The 19349-nt window shown below is 65.1% G+C and carries 23 protein-coding genes; 18 read left to right on the forward strand and 5 right to left on the reverse strand.

Annotation, left to right across the window (positions count from 1 at the left end; all coding sequences use genetic code 11):
* The first annotated feature begins 1 nt into the window (after nt 1).
* Nucleotides 2–1429, forward strand: coding sequence for a mycofactocin dehydrogenase MftG (gene mftG, locus ACPGXI_RS01815; RefSeq protein ID WP_526649204.1), 1428 nt, complete (start codon nt 2–4; stop codon nt 1427–1429).
* Here mftG and ACPGXI_RS01820 read toward each other — a convergent pair.
* Nucleotides 1422–2681, reverse strand: a complete 1260-nt coding sequence (locus ACPGXI_RS01820) for a cytochrome P450 (protein WP_526649206.1) — start codon at nt 2679–2681, stop codon at nt 1422–1424. The genes mftG and ACPGXI_RS01820 overlap by 8 nt on opposite strands.
* 41 nt (nt 2682–2722) lie before the next feature.
* Nucleotides 2723–3685 (reverse strand): NAD(P)-dependent oxidoreductase, encoded by a 963-nt coding sequence (locus ACPGXI_RS01825; protein WP_526649378.1) that lies wholly within the window; start codon nt 3683–3685, stop codon nt 2723–2725.
* Nucleotides 3686–3850: 165 nt separating this feature from the next.
* Between ACPGXI_RS01825 and ACPGXI_RS01830 the strand changes: the two genes are divergently transcribed.
* Nucleotides 3851–5416: a carboxylesterase/lipase family protein gene (locus tag ACPGXI_RS01830; protein ID WP_526649380.1), complete on the forward strand. Its 1566-nt coding sequence runs from the start codon at nt 3851–3853 to the stop codon at nt 5414–5416.
* Nucleotides 5417–5443: 27 nt separating this feature from the next.
* On the opposite strand, the gene ACPGXI_RS01835 is transcribed toward ACPGXI_RS01830, so the two are convergent.
* Nucleotides 5444–6451 carry an NAD-dependent epimerase/dehydratase family protein gene (locus ACPGXI_RS01835; RefSeq protein WP_526649208.1) on the reverse strand — a complete coding sequence of 336 codons (1008 nt, stop codon included), beginning with the start codon at nt 6449–6451 and terminating at the stop codon, nt 5444–5446.
* Nucleotides 6448–7011, reverse strand: a complete 564-nt coding sequence (locus ACPGXI_RS01840; protein WP_526649210.1) for a 2,4'-dihydroxyacetophenone dioxygenase family protein — start codon at nt 7009–7011, stop codon at nt 6448–6450. Before ACPGXI_RS01840 ends, ACPGXI_RS01835 begins: the two co-directional genes overlap by 4 nt.
* A gap of 100 nt (nt 7012–7111) precedes the next feature.
* On the opposite strand from ACPGXI_RS01840, the gene ACPGXI_RS01845 reads away from it, so the two are divergent.
* Nucleotides 7112–8221: a helix-turn-helix transcriptional regulator gene (locus ACPGXI_RS01845; protein WP_526649382.1), complete on the forward strand. Its 1110-nt coding sequence runs from the start codon at nt 7112–7114 to the stop codon at nt 8219–8221.
* A 14-nt stretch (nt 8222–8235) separates the two neighbouring features.
* On the opposite strand, the gene ACPGXI_RS01850 is transcribed toward ACPGXI_RS01845, so the two are convergent.
* The gene (locus tag ACPGXI_RS01850; protein WP_526649212.1) at nt 8236–8730 is read right to left on the reverse strand and encodes a PaaI family thioesterase; all 495 of its coding nucleotides are present in this window, start codon (nt 8728–8730) and stop codon (nt 8236–8238) included.
* Nucleotides 8731–9111: 381 nt separating this feature from the next.
* Here ACPGXI_RS01850 and rpsJ point away from each other — a divergent pair, with 381 nt between their 5' ends.
* From rpsJ to rplX, 15 genes are all read left to right on the forward strand, one after another.
* On the forward strand, nt 9112–9417 hold the full coding sequence (rpsJ, locus tag ACPGXI_RS01855) for a 30S ribosomal protein S10 (protein WP_018177839.1): 306 nt from the start codon (nt 9112–9114) through the stop codon (nt 9415–9417).
* A 26-nt stretch (nt 9418–9443) separates the two neighbouring features.
* A complete protein-coding gene (gene rplC, locus ACPGXI_RS01860) occupies nt 9444–10097 on the forward strand; it encodes a 50S ribosomal protein L3 (RefSeq protein WP_526649215.1) in 654 nt (217 codons plus the stop codon).
* A complete protein-coding gene (gene rplD / locus ACPGXI_RS01865; protein WP_526649217.1) occupies nt 10097–10783 on the forward strand; it encodes a 50S ribosomal protein L4 in 687 nt (228 codons plus the stop codon). Before rplC ends, rplD begins: the two co-directional genes overlap by 1 nt.
* Complete coding sequence (rplW, locus tag ACPGXI_RS01870) at nt 10783–11085, forward strand: 50S ribosomal protein L23 (RefSeq protein WP_526302956.1); 303 nt, start codon at nt 10783–10785, stop codon at nt 11083–11085. Before rplD ends, rplW begins: the two co-directional genes overlap by 1 nt.
* A gap of 38 nt (nt 11086–11123) precedes the next feature.
* Nucleotides 11124–11963 carry a 50S ribosomal protein L2 gene (rplB, locus tag ACPGXI_RS01875; protein WP_526649219.1) on the forward strand — a complete coding sequence of 280 codons (840 nt, stop codon included), beginning with the start codon at nt 11124–11126 and terminating at the stop codon, nt 11961–11963.
* A 12-nt stretch (nt 11964–11975) separates the two neighbouring features.
* Entirely contained in the window at nt 11976–12257 is a 282-nt protein-coding gene (gene rpsS, locus ACPGXI_RS01880) for a 30S ribosomal protein S19 (protein ID WP_526649221.1), read from the forward strand.
* A gap of 46 nt (nt 12258–12303) precedes the next feature.
* Entirely contained in the window at nt 12304–13008 is a 705-nt protein-coding gene (gene rplV, locus ACPGXI_RS01885; RefSeq protein ID WP_526649384.1) for a 50S ribosomal protein L22, read from the forward strand.
* Nucleotides 13008–13877, forward strand: a complete 870-nt coding sequence (gene rpsC, locus ACPGXI_RS01890; protein WP_526649223.1) for a 30S ribosomal protein S3 — start codon at nt 13008–13010, stop codon at nt 13875–13877. The genes rplV and rpsC overlap by 1 nt, the downstream gene beginning before the upstream one ends.
* 2 nt (nt 13878–13879) lie before the next feature.
* The gene (rplP, locus tag ACPGXI_RS01895) at nt 13880–14296 is read left to right on the forward strand and encodes a 50S ribosomal protein L16 (RefSeq protein ID WP_526649225.1); all 417 of its coding nucleotides are present in this window, start codon (nt 13880–13882) and stop codon (nt 14294–14296) included.
* Nucleotides 14296–14529 carry a 50S ribosomal protein L29 gene (gene rpmC / locus ACPGXI_RS01900; RefSeq protein ID WP_526649227.1) on the forward strand — a complete coding sequence of 78 codons (234 nt, stop codon included), beginning with the start codon at nt 14296–14298 and terminating at the stop codon, nt 14527–14529. Before rplP ends, rpmC begins: the two co-directional genes overlap by 1 nt.
* A complete protein-coding gene (rpsQ, locus tag ACPGXI_RS01905) occupies nt 14529–14846 on the forward strand; it encodes a 30S ribosomal protein S17 (RefSeq protein WP_526649229.1) in 318 nt (105 codons plus the stop codon). The genes rpmC and rpsQ overlap by 1 nt, the downstream gene beginning before the upstream one ends.
* A 216-nt stretch (nt 14847–15062) precedes the next feature.
* A complete protein-coding gene (locus ACPGXI_RS01910; protein ID WP_526649231.1) occupies nt 15063–17414 on the forward strand; it encodes an arylsulfatase in 2352 nt (783 codons plus the stop codon).
* A gap of 46 nt (nt 17415–17460) precedes the next feature.
* Nucleotides 17461–18387 carry a formylglycine-generating enzyme family protein gene (locus ACPGXI_RS01915; protein WP_526649233.1) on the forward strand — a complete coding sequence of 309 codons (927 nt, stop codon included), beginning with the start codon at nt 17461–17463 and terminating at the stop codon, nt 18385–18387.
* A 275-nt stretch (nt 18388–18662) separates the two neighbouring features.
* Entirely contained in the window at nt 18663–19031 is a 369-nt protein-coding gene (gene rplN / locus ACPGXI_RS01920) for a 50S ribosomal protein L14 (protein WP_526649235.1), read from the forward strand.
* Nucleotides 19032–19349, forward strand: a complete 318-nt coding sequence (gene rplX / locus ACPGXI_RS01925) for a 50S ribosomal protein L24 (RefSeq protein WP_526649237.1) — start codon at nt 19032–19034, stop codon at nt 19347–19349. It begins immediately after the preceding gene.

The following is a 19349-nucleotide window of genomic DNA, read 5'->3' on the forward strand; positions in this document are numbered from 1 at the left end:
GGTGCACAGCGACGTCCTGATCGTAGGTGCCGGCAGCGCAGGATCAGTATTGGCAGAACGACTTTCGCTCGACGCGCGATGCCAGGTCACCGTCGTGGAATCGGGTCCAGGACCGGCGAGTCCGCGAGTTCTCGGGCAGATCACTGACGGCCTGAGGCTTCCGATCGGAGCAGCGAGTTCAGTGGTTCGGCGCTACGCCACCACCCTGACCGAGGCGCCCAAACGTTACGGCCAGCTCATCCGCGGCGCCGTCGTCGGTGGATCGGGCGCCATCAATGGCGGTTATTTCTGCCGCGCTCTGCCCTCGGACATCGACGGATGGGGGCTGGACGGCTGGTCCTGGTCCGATGTTCTGCCCCACTTCAATGCCATCGAGAACGACATCGACTTCGGTGGCCCGCTGCACGGGTCCGATGGACCTATCACGGTACGTCGGGCTACCGAATTCGACGGCTGTACAGCGTCATTCGTCGAGTCGTCGCGATCGGCGGGCTTCGGCTGGATCGGCGACCTCAACGGCGCGACGCGGGGTTCTCCGCTCCCTCCCGGAGTGGGTGCGGTGCCGTTGAACATCAATGGCGGTGATCGTGTCGGCCCTGGAGAGGCCTTTCTGCAACCGGCATTGCATCGTGAGAACCTGACACTGTTGACCGACACCCGGGTGCGACGGATTCGCCTGGCCGGAGGCCGGGTAGGGGCTCTCGACTGTCTGGGGCCGCGCGGAAGCCTGGCTCTGACCGCTGAGCGGACCGTCCTGTGCGCCGGTGCCATCGGCTCAGCCCACCTGCTGATGTTGTCGGGTGTGGGGCCCGAGCAGGTGTTGCGGGCCGCGGGTGTTCCCGTTGCAGTCGATCTTCCCGTCGGCATCGACACCATCGACCATCCGGAATGGGTACTGCCGGTGAGCTGGCCGCCAACCCACGGCGTCCCACCGCTGGAGGCGATATTGACCACGCAGGACGGGCTGGAGATCAGGCCGTATACGGCGGGCTTCGGCGCCATGGTGAGCGGACGTCGTGACGACCCCACCGATCAGCCGCATCTGGGCGTCACGTTGATGCGTCCTCGCTCCCGGGGCCGAATAACACTGGTGTCCGCTGACCCCGACGTCGTTCCGGTGATCGAACATCGCTATGACAGCGAGGCTGCCGATGTGGAACTGCTGCGCTCGGGAACCGAGCTAGCGCGCGAAATAGCTGGTGCAGCAGTGCAATCCGAGGCTTCGTGGGGGACCTCGCAGCACCTGTGCGGAAGCGCCCGGATGGGCTGGGACGGAGACCCTGCCGCAGTAGTCGACAATCAGTGCCGGGTCTTCGGGGTGGACGGACTGTGGGTGGTCGATGGTTCGATACTGCCCGCGATCACCAGTCGTGGGCCGCACGCGACGATCGTGATGGCGGGCCATCGCGCGGCCGAATTCATCACTTGAGTGAGTAGCGGATGGGCAGGTGCTTCAGGCCGCCGACGAACGTCGTCGCCGACAGCTCTGGCTCGCCGGCGAGCTCGATGGACTCCAGTCGGGGCAGCAGCTCAGTGAACAGGCTGTTCATTTCCATCCGCGCCAGCGCGGCGCCGAGACAGAAGTGCACTCCGTACCCGAAGGCCAGATGCTTGTTGGGGTCACGGCCCACATCGAAGCGGAACGGCTCCTCGAAGACCTCTTCGTCCCGGTTGGCCGAGACGTATGCCAGGTACACCGACTCGCCGGCGGCGATCGGCACCCCCCGGATCTCGGTGTCGGCGGTGGCGGTCCTCATGAACTCTTTCACCGGCGTGGTCCAACGGATCATCTCCTCGACGGCAGTGCCCATCAGCCCGAGATCGCCGCGCAGGCGAGCAAGCTGATCCGGGTTGTCGATAAGTGCACGTAAACCGCCCGAGATGGCGTCCTTGGTGGTGTCATGGCCGGCGCTGGCAACGATCACGTAGTAGGACACGGTGTCCATGTCCGAGAGCGGCTCACCATTGATGGTGCCGTTGGCGATCGCCGAAGCCAGATCCCCGGTGGGATTCTCACGCCGCGAGGTGGTCAGCGCCGAGAAATAAGCGAAGAAATCCATCAGGACCGCCACCAGGTCTTCGGTGGTGCCCTCACCGCGCTTGTGTTCGGTGTCGTCACCGCCGAACATCTCCTGGGTGAGCTTGAGCATCCGGGGAAAGTCGTCCTCGGGCAAGCCGAGCAGCGAAAGGATCACGTACAGCGGGTAATTGACCGCGATATCGGTGACGAAGTCGCATGTCGGACCGATGTCGCGCATCCGGTCTACGTACCGTTTGGCCAGTTCGTCCACCCGGACCTGGAGGTCGCGCATTGCCTTGGGCCGGAACCAGTCCGCGCCGATCTTGCGGACGTCGCGGTGGTGCGGGTCGTCCATGTGGATCAACGTGCGCAGTCCGATCCCGGCCTCCTGCTGTTGCCTCATCACATCGTCGCCCTCGGCCGGCATCAGCAGGGGCCTCGGCCCGCTGATGAACAACTCATTGTCGCGTTCCACGGCCATGATGTCGGCGTGTTTGGTGAGCGCCCAGAAGGGGCGATACGGTGGATTATTCACCCACGCGACGGGTTCGTTGGCGCGCAGAGAGGCAAGCGCCGCATGTAGTCGGGAGTCGTCGGCATAGGCCGTCGGATCGGCGAGGACGTTCGCAGGCTGTTTTTCCTCGATTGCCGAAGTGTTCATGCGGTCTCCTCGTCCGAGGCTGAAGAAATACTTGACGGGTGTCAATTTTGCAGTTTAGGTGAACGGGACCCAGCGGGGGAAGGTGGCACGCCGCGCCTGCCGCCGGGCGTCACATCTTCGCTCACGACGACGCCGGCAGCTTGTTCGATCGGCTTGATCACGGTCGTGAAGTCCGAATCGGGGCCCTGATCGCGCAGTGCGAGTTCCCACTGTCGACCGACCGCGTCAGCCACTTCGGTGGTCATCCCGAGCGCCTTGACTTCGTCGAGGTAGAGGCGCACGTCTTTGACCATCAATCCGGTAGCGAAGCCATAGTCGAAAGTGCGGGGAAGGATCGCGCGCGGGAACTTGTCGCGGCTCGCGGTGGTCGCACCGGAACCGGCGTTGAGAACATCGAGCATCACGCCGGGGTCGAGTCCGGATTTGACGCCCATCACCATGGCTTCTGCCGTCGCAACGAGGGCGGTGGTGGACAAGAGGTTATTGATGAGTTTCATGGTCTGCGCCGCGCCCGGCCGTGCGTCGACGAAGAATGGTCGGCCAATCGCCTGGAGCAACGGTTGCAGCAATTCGAATTCGTCATGAGGCCCGGACACCATCACCGCAAGCGTCCCCTTCTCGGCCCCGCTGACCCCGCCGCTGACCGGGCTGTCGATCGCCGCGATATTCCGTTCGGCGAGAAGATCATGGATCTGCACTGCCGTCTTGCTGCCCACCGTGGACAACTCGACGTAACGCTTCACCCGTGAGCCTTCGATCACCCCCGCGGCGCCGGTTGCCACGTCCAGCGAAGCCTGCTGCGAGGGCAGGCAGACCATCACCGTCTCGACTTGATCGGCAAGGTCTTTCGGAGATGCCACCGCACGGGCCCCGAGCGCCGTCAAGCTCTGCACCACTTCGGGGTGACGCCCGACGATGACCACGTGGTGGTCTTCGTGGATGAGACGGCGCACCATCGGAACTCCCATGTGCCCGAGGCCGATAAACCCGATCTCCGTCACAATTGGCCCTCCACTTGCTCGGGCACGCCCGACCGGGTCCGACCGAGTCCGTAGCCATCGGCCACCATACGGCCCCATATCCTCGGTGCACGATTAAGCTCGGACCCCGTGGCGCCCCCCTCGGTTCTTCGCAATCTCGTATGCGTAGCGGCCGCGGCCGCCGTGGCGATGGTCGCCGCATGCAACCGGGGGCAACAGGAACCGCAGGCGGCACCTTCGGATTCGGCGGTGGTGCAGACTGCGGCCGGAGCGCTACGAGGAGTGCTTGCCGAAGACCACCGTTTCTTTGCCGGAATCCCCTACGCCGCAGCGCCTGTCGGCGAGCTGCGTTGGAAATACCCTGAGCCGGCACCGAAGTGGGACGGAGTGCGGGATGCCAGCCACGTCGGGCCGCGGTGCATTCAGGATCTCGGAGGTGACCTCGAACTGGGCCGCCAGACGGACGAGGACTGCCTGACCCTCAACGTCTGGACGCCGGCGCCCAGCCGGGAGTCGGCACCGGCACAGCCGCGGCCGGTGATGGTGTGGATTCACGGCGGCTCCTTCGCCAACGGCAGCAGCGGCGTCTACGACGCGCGCCGCCTCGCCGCGCGCGGCGACATCATCGTCGTCACGATCAACTACCGACTCGGCGTGCTGGGCTTTCTGGCCCACCCGGCGCTCGGCCCCACAGGAGAGGTGGGCAACTACGGTCTGGTTGATCAGCAGGCCGCCCTGCGCTGGGTACGTGACAACATCGCGCGATTCGGCGGTGACCCCGGCAAGGTTACGGTGGCCGGGCAGTCGGCCGGCGGCATGTCGGTATGCGACCACCTCGTGGCCCCGGGTTCCCGAGGACTGTTCGACGCCGCGATCATCCAGAGCGCGCCCTGTCAGGCGCAGGCCAGCCTGCCGGTCGCGCAGGTCCGCAGCCTCGACTACGCAGCCGAAGTGGGCTGCGCCGATCCAGAGCTCGCCGCCGCGTGCCTGCGCGCGCTGCCGGTAGGCAAGCTGCGAAAACCTCTGTGGTTCATCAATATCGGAGATAAAGAACTCATCGGTCCGGTGACCGGCACGGCAGCGCTGCCGGTCGATCCGGTCACCGGCTTCGAAGAAGGCCGGGCCGCGCGAGTCCCGGTCATGATCGGAACCACACGCGATGAGTTCACGCTGTTCGTCGCCCTGGAATATCTGCGTGAAGGCAAGTCATTCACCGAATCGGACTATCCGGGTCTGCTGGCGGCGACCTTCGGGGGCAACTCGGCCGCGGTGGCCGAACAGTATCCGCTGGCTGACTTCGACAGCGTTCCGCTGGCGTATTCAGCGGCGGTCACCGACGGGGCGTTCGCCTGTGTCGGCAACCGGATGGCCGGGGCGCTGGACCGAGACGGCCCGGACCGAGATGAAGACGATGGCGTCTATTTCTACGAGTTCAGCGACCGCGGCGCACCGACGCCCGACCCGTTGCGCACTCTGCCCTTTCCGGTCGGAGCCAGCCATTCATTGGAGCTTCGCTACCTGTTCGATGTCGGCGGGGCGCCGCCTTTCGATCCCGCCCAACAGAACTTGTCCGACGAGATGATCGACTACTGGGCGCAGTTCGTGACCAACGGCACCCCCCGGGCCGATGGCCAGGCGGACTGGCCCAGCGTGCGTGCGGCCGAATCCGTCATGTCGCTGCATCCCGACGGAAACCGGCTGTCTGCCGATTTCGCGCGGGCGCACCGCTGCCAGTTCTGGGATGGGCTTCGTTAGCAGGCGGCTATCAGGGATCAGCCGGCATCAGTCATCCACAAGTCCCTCCGCGCGAACCCATTCGGCGACTCGCGCCATGCCTTCCTCGATCGTCACCAGCGGCTGGTAGCCAAGCATCCTCTGCGCCTTGCCGATCGAGTAAGTGCCTGGCCGGTTGAGCAACCACATGGTCCCGGCGGACAGTTCGGTCCGCTGCCCCATGCGGCGCAGCAACGAGCCCACCGCGTCCGCGAGCGGCGCGGCCACCCGGATCGGCAATGTACGGATGGTGCCGTCGCACATCGCCGCCAGGTGTCCGAAGAAATCCGCGCAGCGCATGCCTTCCCCGTCGGTGAGCGTGATGACCTGGCCGATGGCTGCCTCGGTGGTGACCACGAGCACGATGCCGTCGACGAAGTTGTCGATGTAGACCGGCGAGAAAATACCGTTGCCGCCGTTGGGCAATGGGAAACCGAATGGCTTTCGCATCTCGACGATGGGCGATCGCACCCATACCGAGCCGGGTCCCCACACGTCGCCGGGCCGGATCACCGTGACGTCAATCTGCTTGGCGGCGTGAGCAGTAAGCGCGACCGCCTCGGAGTTGATCTTGGTGTCGGTGTAGACGTCCCCGTTCACCTGCGTCGGATAGCTTTCGTCGACACCGTCGGGAAAGTCGAAGCCGTAGGCAGCGATCGAGGAGAAGTGCACGAACCGGCGCACACCCGACTCAACCGATGCACCCAAAACTCGACTGGTGCCGAGCACGTTGACTTTCCAAGCCAGCTCCAACGGGAAAGCCGCGCCGAGCAGCGCCGCTGTGTGAATCACCGTGTCGACTCCGTCCAGAGCCGCTGCCCACTGCTGCGGTTCGGTGATGTCGCCGGCGACTACGTCGTGCTTCGGATCGGCGACCAGGTCGACTCCGCCGACTTCGGCGCCCAGGGTGCGCAATCGCTCCGCCATGGCGCGTCCGATGAAGCCGTTGGCCCCGGTGATGAAGAACTTCCGGTTCGCCAGCGATGGCGCGGGCCGGTGCACCTGTGAGGCGGTCATCGGACCTGCGCGCTGGTGTACCCGACGGTCCCGCCGGTGAGGTAGCTGATGGTGCCCAGGTTCTGCTCGGCGGCCAGCGATTCGGTCAGGAAGGAGATCAGGGCGGCGTCGAGAACCGAGTGGAAGCTGCCGTCGTCGTCGAAGTTGATGTTGGCGCCGGTGACCCGGAATAGCACAACAGTGTTTTCGGTGTTGGATTCGGGGCAGGCCAGTGTGTGCACCGAGGCGCCGGGCTCGAACAGATAGGAGCCGGCAGTCTGGGGCTGGTCGGCGTACTCGACGTAGTGCCAGCTGCCGCTGATGGTCCAGGCATCGACCGCGCCGGTGTGGTAGTGCAGCGGGATTCGCGCGCCGGGCTCGAAAGTGGCCAGTACCACCCACTCTCCGAGTTCCATGTCGAGCCGCAGCGGCTTGAAGTGCACGCCGGCGCCCAGCGAATTCTTGATCAGTGGGATGTCCTTCTCGTTCACCGTCAGCAGCTCGCCCTGCGGCAGGGCCACCACTGGCAGCGTCGCCCCGGTGGACGTGTTCGCCGGGGCGGGAGCAAGTGTCGTGGTCATGTGATCTGTCCTTGTCTCGGGTCTGTTGGTGACCTCCACCTTGCCCGCCACCCTGGGCGAAGTCTTGACAGTAGAGGACAAGTTCTTGACATTAGAGGACATGTCGATGATCCGGGGCACGTCCCTGACCGGCTATCCCGCGCTGGTGGACGAACTCGGCGGAGACTCCGACGCGCTGCTGAGCCGCGCCGGCATCCGGCGAGACGACGTCGCGCGGTTCGACGCGTTCTTCACCTACCTTGCCTTGATTCAGGCGCTGGAATCGGCTGCGGCCCAGACTGATACACCCGACTTCGGTCGCCGGCTCGGGCGGCGGCAGGGTATCGAGATCCTGGGGGCGGTCGGCGTGGCGGCGCGCACGGCGGGGACGGTCGCCCAGGCACTGGATACCTGCGAGCACTATCTCGCTGCCTACAGTCCCGCGATCTCGGTGAGCCTGTCCCCGATGCCCGACCTCCGATTCTGCTTCTTCGAGTTCCGCGTTCTGCTCGCGCGCCCGCCGGCGCACCCGCAGGTGATCGAGCTGTCACTCGGTGTCATGTTGCGGGTGCTTCGCTTCCTGTTGGGGTCCACCTATGCGCCGACCCTCGTGCACGTACCCCACGATCCGCTCGGTCCCCGCGAGGATTATCGACGCTATTTTTCCGGTCCGACCAGCTTCGGTGCGCGGCGTGCGGGTTTCACCATTGCCAGCGATCACCTGAATCGACAGCTGGTGCGGGACGAGGTGGCACACCGGGCCATGCTCGAGTACCTCGACAGCGTCATCGATCGCCACGATCCCGGGATGATCACACCGGTCCGCGAGCTGGTGCGGCAACTATTGCCGACCGGGGCGGCCTGCCAGCCGGTGATCGCCAGACAGTTCCGGCTGCACCCGAAGGCACTGCAGCGACGACTCGCTGCCGAGGGAACGACGTTCGCGGCGCTGGTCGATGACGTGCGCCGAGACATGGCGCAGCGCTACCTGCGTGACACCCGGATGACGCTGTCCCATCTGGCCCGAGAACTCGGCTACGCCGAGCAGAGCGTGCTCACTCGATCATGTCAGCGGTGGTTCGGGTCCAGCCCCTCGATCCTGAGAGAGAAGTGGCGCTCCTCCGAACCCGCTGCACCCGCAGGACGCGAAAATCCTGCTGGATTCGACGCCGGAGTCGACCCTGGATTCGACGCTGGATTCGACCCTGGATTCGACGCGGTGAGCGTCTGACTGCGTTTGCGCGCTCAGACCGTCGATGTCGCCCGGACGGCCGGCGTCACCCAGACGGTGATGTCGGCGTGGACCACCTCGGTGCCACTTCGGTCGGTCACGCTGACGGGCACGACGATGTCGATGCCCTCGGTGATGCCGGTGAAGTCCGGCGGATCGATGCTGGCGGTGGCGCGCAGTGATGTGGTGGCCTTCTGCAGGTACTGCACGCTCATCGCCTTGGGGATCCAGCGATGCGTCGTCGGCACCGTCGCCTCCATGAGCATGCCCATGGCCATCTCGGCGGCGTTGCACGAGGCGATGGCATGCACAGTCCGAAGGTGGTTATGCACGAAGAACCACTTGGGGACGTCAACCTCGGCCAAGCCGGGCTCCATGCGCCGCACGCGCGGCAGAACCGACGCGAAGTAGGGCACCCGGGCCATGGCGGCCGCGGAGAACAGGTGGCGGCCCGCCGGCAGGCCTTCCAGCCGCTGCCACATGCGATATGTGGCGGTCACGGGACTCATTTTCCCCACCCTAATTGTCGGTGGAATACGGATCCACCGACCGTGCGGTTGGGGCCCACCGGCGGGTGGTTTTGCGCGGTCGGCCGTCCCGCGGGGTGGTCGTCTCCGGAGATTTGGAGCAGGCCCGGTTCTTCAGGCATACTGTTCGGGTTGCCTTGAGCCGGGTTCGCCTGGCCGGGCATGCGACCAGCGCCCTCACCGGCGCATCCGGTCCCAACCTCGATCGTGACGAGCATTTCGTGGCGGGAGAGTGTGCGTGCGGGCGACACACCCGACCGCGGGGGCCGGTGGACCACAGACAGGTAAACAGCGGCGGCACAGCCAGGCCCGCAAGGGTGCGTGAACGGCCAGGGCCCGTACGAGTAGTGAGGTAGGACAAGCGTGGCGGGACAAAAGATCCGCATCAGGCTCAAGGCCTACGACCATGAGGCGATTGATGCCTCGGCGCGCAAGATCGTGGAGACGGTTACCCGAACGGGCGCCAGCGTGGTCGGCCCGGTGCCGCTGCCGACTGAGAAGAACGTGTACTGCGTCATCCGGTCCCCGCACAAGTACAAAGACTCGCGGGAGCACTTCGAGATGCGCACCCACAAGCGGCTGATCGACATTGTCGACCCGACCCCGAAGACCGTTGACGCCCTGATGCGCATCGATCTGCCGGCCAGCGTCGACGTCAACATTCAGTAGTTATCCCAGTAGGAGAATCCAGAGCAATGGCAAGAAAAGGCATTCTGGGCACCAAGCTGGGTATGACGCAGGTGTTCGACGAGAACAACAAGGTCGTCCCAGTAACGGTCGTCAAGGCCGGGCCCAACGTGGTGACCCGTATCCGCACCCCTGAGCGCGACGGCTACAGCGCCGTGCAACTCGCTTACGGCGAGATCAGCCCGCGGAAGGTGAACAAGCCGGTCACCGGTCAGTACGCGGCCGCCGGGGTGAACCCGCGCCGTCACCTGGCCGAGTTCCGTCTCGATGACGAGTCCGCCGCCGCCGATTACGAGGTTGGCCAGGAGCTGACCGCGGAGATCTTCGTCGACGGCACTTACGTCGACGTGACCGGCACATCCAAGGGCAAGGGCTTCGCAGGCACGATGAAGCGCCACGGGTTCAAAGGCCAGGGCGCGAGCCACGGCGCGCAAGCGGTGCACCGTCGGCCCGGTTCGATCGGCGGCTGCTCCACCCCGGGCCGCGTCTTCAAGGGAACCCGGATGTCTGGCCGGATGGGCAGCGACCGGGTCACCACACAAAACCTCAAGGTGCACAAGGTCGATGCCGAGAACGGCGTGCTGTTGATCAAGGGCGCCATCCCCGGCCGCAACGGTGGACTGGTGGTTGTCCGCAGCGCAATCAAGCGAGGCGAGAAGTAATGGCTGAGAAGTTTTTGAAGATCACCGTGCAGACGCCGGACGGCAAGAAGGACGGCACCGTCGAGTTGCCCGCCGAACTGTTCGACGTCGACGCCAACATTGCGCTGATGCACCAGGTCGTCACCGCGCAGCTGGCCGCCAAGCGGCAGGGCACGCACGCGACGAAAACCCGCGCCCAGGTTTCCGGCGGCGGCAAGAAGCCGTACCGGCAGAAGGGCACCGGCCGCGCCCGCCAGGGTTCGACCCGTGCGCCGCAGTACGCCGGCGGCGGCGTCGTGCACGGACCGCAGCCGCGCGACTACAGCCAGCGGACTCCCAAGAAGATGATCGCCGCGGCCCTGCGCGGGGCGCTTTCCGATCGGGCGCGCAACGATCGGATCCACGCGGTCACCGAGTTGGTGTCCGGTCAGGTCCCGTCGACCAAGAGCGCCAAGTCATTCCTGGCGACGCTCCTGGCCGCGAACACCGCCAAGAACCCGAAGGTGCTCGTGGTTATCGGCCGCGCTGACGAGGTGGGCGCCAAGAGCGTTCGCAATCTGCCGGGCGTGCACGTGATCTCGCCGGATCAGCTCAACACTTACGACGTGCTGAACGCAGACGACCTGGTTTTCAGCGTAGAGGCCCTGGATGCCTACATCCAGGCCAACGCAGCCAATACCGATCAGGATCAGGAGGTTTCGGCCTGATGGCTACCGTGACCGACCCCCGCGACATCATCTTGGCTCCGGTTATCTCGGAGAAGTCGTACGGGCTGATCGAGGACAACGTGTACACGTTTGTGGTGCATCCCGATTCGAACAAGACCCAAATCAAGATCGCGATCGAAAAGATCTTCAAGGTCAAGGTCGATTCGGTGAACACCCTGAACCGCCAGGGCAAGCGCAAGCGCACGCGCGCTGGATACGGGACGCGCAAGAGCACCAAGCGCGCGATCGTCACCCTGGCGGCGGGCAGCAAGCCGATCGACCTGTTCGGAGCGCCGGCCTGATCGGCCAGGGGCAAGAGAGCTAGAGAGACTTACACGACATGGCAATTCGCAAATACAAGCCGACGACCCCGGGTCGCCGCGGCTCCAGCGTCTCTGACTTCGCCGAGATCACTCGCGACCACCCGGAGAAGTCTTTGGTGCGTCCGCTGCACGGCAAGGGTGGTCGTAACGCACACGGTCGGATCACCACCCGGCACAAGGGCGGTGGCCATAAGCGTGCCTACCGGGTGATCGACTTTCGTCGCCACGACAAGGACGGTGTCAACGCCAAGGTCGCGCACATCGAATACGACCCCAACCGCACTGCGAACATCGCGCTGCTGCACTTTCTCGATGGCGAGAAGCGTTACATCATTGCTCCGCAAGGACTGTCGCAGGGCGACATCGTGGAGTCCGGAGCCAACGCCGACATCAAGCCGGGTAACAACCTGCCGCTGCGCAACATCCCTGCCGGCACCGTTATCCACGCCGTCGAGTTGCGGCCCGGCGGTGGCGCCAAGTTGGCGCGCTCCGCAGGCGTCAGCATCCAGCTGCTGGGCAAGGAAGGCAGCTACGCGTCCCTGCGTATGCCCTCCGGTGAGATCCGCCGCGTCGACGTCCGCTGCCGCGGCACCGTCGGCGAGGTCGGCAACGCGGAGCAGGCGAACATCAACTGGGGCAAGGCCGGCCGTATGCGATGGAAGGGCAGGCGCCCCACCGTTCGTGGTGTCGTGATGAACCCGGTCGACCACCCGCACGGTGGCGGCGAGGGCAAGACATCCGGTGGTCGCCACCCGGTCAGCCCCTGGGGCAAGCCCGAGGGCCGCACCCGTAAGCCCAAGAAGCAGAGCGACAAGCTCATCGTCCGACGCCGGCGCACCGGCAAGAACAAGCGCTAGGAGTATCCAGCGATGCCACGCAGCCTGAAGAAGGGCCCGTTCGTCGACGACCATCTTCTCAAGAAGGTCGACGTCCAGAACGAGAAGAACACCAAGCAGGTCATCAAGACCTGGTCCCGTCGGTCGACCATCATCCCCGACTTCATCGGACACACGCTCGCCGTGCACGACGGTCGCAAGCATGTCCCGGTGTTCGTCACCGAAGCGATGGTCGGGCACAAGCTGGGCGAGTTCGCCCCCACCCGCACCTTCAAGGGTCATATCAAGGACGACCGGAAAGCGAAGCGGCGATGAGCGCTTGCGCGAAGAGCAGAGGACACCGCTAATGCCTACGACTTCTATGAACTCTGCGGCTACGGAATACCCGACCGCAACTGCGGTTGCCCGTCACGTGGGCATCTCGGCGAGCAAGGCCCGCCGCGTTATCGACCTGGTTCGGGGCAAGAGCGTCGAGCAGGCCCTCGATATTCTGCGATGGGCACCACAGTCGGCCAGCGAGCCGGTCGCCAAGGCGATCGCGAGCGCTGCCGCCAACGCCCAGAACAACGACGGACTGGATCCGGCCACGCTGGTCGTGGCCACCGTCTATGCCGACGAGGGCCCCACCGCCAAGCGCATCCGGCCGCGCGCGCAGGGGCGTGCGTTCCGGATCCGCAAGCGCACCACCCACATCACCGTGATCGTCGAGAGCCGGCCCCCTCGAGAGGGCGGCGCCAAGGGCGGCGGGGCTGCCGGTTCGGCAGCCAGCACCCGGTCGCGGCGAGCGCAGGGCAGCAAGGCTGCCGCGGCGAGTGCGGCGAATCCCGCTCCGGCGGCGAGTGGGACGAGTCCGGCTCCGGCGAGTGCCGCCGGTGCGGCCGAGTCCGCCCCCAAGAAGGCAGCCGCTGAGAAGGCGACTGCCAAAAAGTCGGCCCCCAAGAAGGCAGCCGCTGAGAAGGCGACTGCCAAAAAGTCGGCCCCCAACAAGGCAGGCGCCAAGAAGGCGGCTGCTAAGAAGGCGACATCGACCGAGGCTTCTAGCGAAGCGAAGGGAGGCTCGCAGTAGTGGGCCAGAAGATCAACCCCCACGGCTTCCGGCTGGGTATCACCACCGACTGGAAATCTCGGTGGTACGCCGACAAGCAGTACTCCGACTACATCAAAGAAGATGTGGCCATCCGCAAGCTGCTGTCTACCGGTCTGGAGCGGGCCGGCATCGCCGACGTGGAGATCGAACGCACGCGTGACCGCGTGCGCGTCGACATCCATACCGCGCGTCCCGGCATCGTGATCGGCCGCCGCGGCACCGAGGCGGACCGCATCCGCACCGATCTGGAGAAGCTGACCAAGAAGCAGGTTCAGCTCAACATTCTTGAGGTGAAGAACCCGGAGTCGGTGGCGCAGTTGGTAGCCCAGGGCGTCGCCGAGCAGTTGAGCAACCGGGTGGCGTTCCGCCGCGCCATGCGAAAGGCGATCCAGTCGGCGATGCGCCAGCCCAACGTCAAGGGCATCCGGGTGCAATGCTCGGGCCGTCTCGGCGGCGCCGAGATGAGCCGCTCGGAGTTCTACCGTGAGGGTCGGGTTCCGCTGCACACGCTGCGCGCCGACATCGACTACGGCCTCTACGAGGCCAAGACAACCTTCGGCCGCATCGGTGTGAAGGTGTGGATCTACAAGGGCGACATCGTCGGTGGTAAGCGGGAGCAGGTCGCCGCGGCACCCGCCGGAGCAGATCGTCCGCGTCGTGAGCGCCCATCCGGAACCAGGCCGCGCCGTAGTGGTGCGTCGGGCACCACCGCGACGAGTACCGACGCCGGCCGTGCTGCGACCTCGGAAGGCGCTGCGGCGCCGGCCGCTGATGCCGCTCCGGTTGCCGAGGCCCCCGCAGCGGAGGCTGTGCCTGATGCGAGCAAGCCAGAAACAACGGAGAGTTAGTCATGTTGATTCCCCGCAAGGTCAAGCACCGCAAACAGCACCACCCGCGGCAACGCGGCATCGCCAGCGGCGGGACCTCGGTGAGCTTTGGCGATTACGGCATTCAGGCCCTGGGCCATGCCTACATCACCAACCGGCAGATCGAGTCCGCGCGTATCGCGATCAACCGGCACATCAAGCGTGGCGGCAAGGTGTGGATCAACATCTTCCCGGACCGCCCGCTGACCAAGAAGCCGGCCGAAACCCGCATGGGTTCGGGCAAGGGTTCGCCGGAGTGGTGGGTCGCCAATGTCAAACCCGGTCGCATCCTGTTCGAGCTGAGCTACCCGGACGAGAAGGTTGCCCGGGAAGCGTTGACCCGAGCGATCCACAAGCTGCCGATCAAGGCACGCATCGTCACCCGAGAGGAGCAGTTCTGATGGCCGTTGGAACCGCGACCGGCGAGCTGCGTGAGCTCGGCGACAACGAACTGACCGACAAGCTTCGCGAGTCGAAGGAAGAGCTGTTCAATCTGCGCTTCCAGATGGCGACCGGTCAGCTGACCAACAACCGCCGGCTGCGCATCGTGCGGCGGGAGATCGCGCGCGTCTACACCGTGCTCCGCGAACGTGAATTGGGTCTGGCCGCCGGACCCGGAGGTGAGGATTCGTAATGGCTGAAGTCAGTTCAAAAAAAGGTACCGAGCCCGGACCCAAGCGGACCCCTCGGAACGAGGAGGTTCGCGGTCGCCGCAAGACCGCGATCGGATACGTGGTCAGCGACAAGATGCAGAAGACCATCGTGGTCGAACTGGAAAACCGTAAGAGCCACCCGCTCTACGGCAAGATCATCCGAACCACCACCAAGGTCAAGGCCCACGACGAGAACGGCGATGCCGGTGTCGGCGACCGCGTTTCGCTGATGGAGACCCGGCCCCTGTCTGCGACGAAGCGCTGGCGCCTCGTGGAGATCCTGGAAAAGGCCAAGTAAGCCCGCGTTTCTCTGAGCTGTAACCAAAGCCCCCGTACGCCTCTCGGCGGCGGGGGCTTTGGTGTGCCGCCTAAACGGCTTCTCCATCAGGTGGGTTGAGCCCTAGCCGGACAACAGGTAACAGGGTGCCGACACCGATACGGGCGCCAATCGCGCCCGCCGGGTGTAGTCTCCGGGCGATCGTGCATCGATCACCACGATGGAGACGAGGCTGACATGACACGTGAATTCAACGGCAAGATTGAGCTCGACATCCGCGACTCGGAACCCGACTGGGGACCCTACGCAGCTCCTAAGGCCCAGCCCGACGCGCCCAATGTGCTGTACCTGGTGTGGGACGACGTCGGCATCGCGACCTGGGATTGCTTCGGCGGGCTCGTCGAGATGCCCGCGATGAGCAGGATCGCCGAACGTGGCGTGCGGCTTTCGCAATTCCACACTACTGCGCTGTGCTCTCCGACCAGGGCATCGCTACTGACCGGTCGCAACGCCACGACGGTGGGGATGGCCGTCGTCGAAGAATTCACCGAGGGTTTCCCCGGCATCAACGGGCGCATCCCCAACGACACCGCGCTGATTTCCGAAGTGCTGGCCGAGCAGGGCTACAGCACCTCCTGCGTGGGCAAGTGGCACCTGACGCCGCTGGAGGAGTCCAACCTGGCCGCGTCACGACGCAACTGGCCGTTGTCCCGCGGATTCGACCGGTTCTACGGCTTCATGGGCGGCGAGACCGATCAGTGGTACCCCGAGCTCATCTACGACGGCCACCCTGTGGAGGCACCCGCGACCCCGGAGGAGGGCTATCACTTCTCCAAGGATATGGCTGACAAGGCAATCGAATTCATCCGCGACTCAACCACTATCGCCCCCGACAAGCCGTGGTTCTCCTATGTGTGTCCGGGGGCCGGTCACGCCCCCCACCATGTGTCCAAGGAGTGGTCTGACCGCTACGCCGGGAAATTCGACATGGGGTACGAGCGCTACCGGGACGTCGTTCTCGAGAATCAGAAGCGGATGGGCATAGTTCCACCGGAAACCGAACTCTCGTCGGTCAATCCGTATCAGGACGCCAAGGGGCCGCAGGGGCAGGACTGGCCTGAACAGGACACCGTGCGGCCATGGGATTCGTTGAACGACGAGGAGAAGCGGCTCTTCGCCCGGATGGCCGAGGTCTTCGCCGGTTTCCTGTCCTACACCGATGCTCAGATCGGCCGGATTCTGGACTATCTCGAAGAATCCGGACAGCTCGACAACACCGTCATCGTGGTGATCAGTGACAACGGTGCCAGCGGAGAGGGTGGGCCCAACGGGTCGGTCAACGAGGGGAAGTTCTTCAACGGATACATCGACACCGTCGAGGAGAGCATGCGATTCTTCGACGAGTTGGGCGGTCCTACGACCTACTGCCTCTACCCGATCGGCTGGGCGATGGCGTTCAACACCCCCTACAAGCTCTACAAGCGGTACGCCTCGCACGAGGGCGGAATCGCTGACGCGGCGATCATTTCGTGGCCCGCCGGCATCGCTGCGCGCGGTGAAATCCGGGACAACTACACCAGCGTGTGCGACATCAGCCCGACCGTATACGACTTGTTGAATATCGTGCCGCCGGCCACCGTGAAGGGCATCGCGCAGAAGCCCTTGGACGGTGTCAGTTTCAAAGTGGCCCTTGATGATCCGGATGCGCCCACCGGCAAGGAAACCCAGTTCTACACCATGTTGGGAACCCGGGGAATCTGGCACCGGGGCTGGTTTGCCAACGCCGTCCACGCGGCGGCTCCGTCGGGCTGGTCGCACTTCGATCAGGACCGCTGGGAGCTCTACCACATCGACTCCGACCGCAGTCAATGCCACGACCTGGCAGCCGAACATCCCGACAAGCTGGCCGAGTTGCAGGCGCTGTGGTTCTCCGAAGCCCAGAAGTACAACGGTTTTCCGCTGTCCGACCTGAACATGTTGGAGATGGTCGGGCGTACGCGCCCGTCACTGGTAGGTGAACGTTCCTCCTTCGTCTACTACCCGAACACAGCGCCGGTCGCGGTGGGCGGCTGCGCGGAGATTATGGGCCGTTCGTTCTCGGTGCTGGCCGAAGTCGACGTAACCAGTCGGGATGTTCAGGGCGTGTTGTTGAAGCAGGGTGCCGGTCACGGCGGTTACGTGCTGTACGTCGAGGACGGTCGTCTGCAGTTCGTCTACAACTTCTTTGGCGAGGAGGAGCAACGCGTGTCCGCTCGGAAGCGGCTGCGGCTGGGCAACCAGGTTCTCGGTGTGGGCTATGCCCGCACAGGAACGGTTGAGGGCAGTCACACCCCGGTGGGTGAGGTGACGCTCTACGTGAACGACGCTGCGGTCGCGACTTTGCCGGACGTAAGAGCCCACCCCTTCATTTTCGGCCTGGCCGGCGGCGGCATCAGCGTGGGCCGCAATGTCGGACAAGCGGTTTCGCGGGCCTACCAGGCGCCGTTCCCGTTCTCCGGCGGCACCATCGCGGAGGTGAGGGTCGACGTGTCCGGCGCCCCGTACCGTGATCTGCAGCGGGATTTCGCTCAGGCCTTCGCCCAGGACTGAGGGTGATGTCCGACCGACGAAACCGTATCGGCCTACCCTGAAGGCCATGCTCACCGACCTCGTCGAATTGGACGGCGGGGCGTTTCGGATGGGATCGACGCAGTTCTACCCTGAAGAGGCTCCCGTGCACACCGTTACCGTTGCGCCGTTCGCGGTGGAGCGGCACCCGGTGACAAACGCACAGTTCGGCGAGTTCGTGGCTCAGACTGACTACCGCACCCTCGCCGAGACGGCGCCCGACCCTGCACTGTTCCCCGGCGCCGCGCCTGAGGATCTGGTGCCCGGCGCACTGGTGTTCAGGGAGACGAACGGCGCCGTCGACCTGCGTGACTGGCAGCAGTGGTGGGCCTGGATGCCAGGCGCGAACTGGCGTCATCCCTTCGGACCGAAAAGCTCCATCGAAGGCAAGTCCGAGCACCCGGTGGTGCAGGTGTGTTTCGCCGATGCCTTGGCCTACGCCGACTGGGCTGGCCGGCGATTGCCGAGCGAGGCGGAGTGGGAGTTCGCCGCGCGTGGCGGTTCGGCGGCGACCTATGCCTGGGGCGAGGATCCCGTTCCCGGCGGGCGGCTGATGGCCAACACCTGGCAGGGCCGATTTCCCTACCGCAACGACGGTGCGCTGGGGTGGGTGGGCACCTCGCCGGTGGGTTCGTTCTCGCCGAACGGGTTCGGACTGGTCGACATGATCGGCAACGTGTGGGAGTGGACGACGACCCGCTTTACCGGCCACCACCGGGTGGGGCGGGGGGGAGATGCCCGGGTGGGTCGGGCGGGAGATGCCCGCGCGGGTGATCCAGAGCGGCCGTGTTGCGGTCCGCCGCCGGCGGACCCGCGGGTCAGCCAGGCGTTGAAAGGGGGCTCGCACCTGTGTGCCCCGGAGTATTGCCACCGGTACCGGCCGGCCGCACGGTCGCCGCAGTCGCAGGACAGTGCAACGACGCACATCGGCTTCCGCTGTGTCGCTGACAGGTGACTTCGGCGTGCTTGTCTGCGATGGGCGACGACAACCACGCCGAAGTCACCGGGTAGCGGCGATTTGGAGCATTCCCTGAGCTCACCTAGTATGTAGGGGTTGCCTTGGGCAGACCTCGGCTGACTTGTGGTGTATGCCTTCGCGAAAGCGCTCATCGAAAAGCCAGCCCTGCGTGCCTCTGGGTGACTGGAATTAGTAACTGGAATTAGCGACAAAGACCGCGCACGTCAGGTCGGCATCTGCCGTGCATACAGTAACCAGGTCGAGGAGATCTAGTGATTCAGCAGGAATCGCGGGTAAAGGTCGCCGACAACACGGGTGCCAAGGAGATCTTGTGCATTCGCGTGCTCGGCGGCTCTGGGCGGCGCTACGCCGGCATCGGTGATGTCATCGTGGCGACCGTCAAGGACGCAATCCCCGGCGGCAATGTCAAGCGTGGCGACGTGGTCAAGGCCGTCATCGTGCGCACCGTCAAGGAGCGCCGCCGCGCTGACGGCAGCTACATCAAGTTCGACGAGAACGCCGCTGTCATCATCAAGCCCGACAACGACCCGCGCGGCACCCGCATCTTCGGGCCGGTCGGTCGCGAACTGCGTGAGAAGCGCTTCATGAAGATCGTTTCACTCGCCCCGGAGGTGTTGTAGATGAAGGTCCGCAAGGGTGACACGGTGCTCGTGATCTCGGGCAAGGACAAGGGCGCCAAGGGCAAGGTGCTGCTGGCCTACCCGGAACGCAACAAGGTACTCGTAGAGGGCGTCAACCGAATCAAGAAGCACACTCCCGAGTCGCGTACGGAGCGCGGTGCGTCTTCCGGCGGCATCGTGACCCAGGAGGCGCCGATCGCGGTGAGCAACGTGATGGTGATCGATTCCGACGGAAACCCCAGCCGCGTCGGCTACCGCAAGGACGACGAGACCGGCAAGAACGTCCGGATCGCCAAGAGCAACGGCAAGGATCTGTGA

It is taken from the genome of Mycobacterium sp., from assembly GCF_049608025.1.
Lineage (GTDB): Bacteria > Actinomycetota > Actinomycetes > Mycobacteriales > Mycobacteriaceae > Mycobacterium.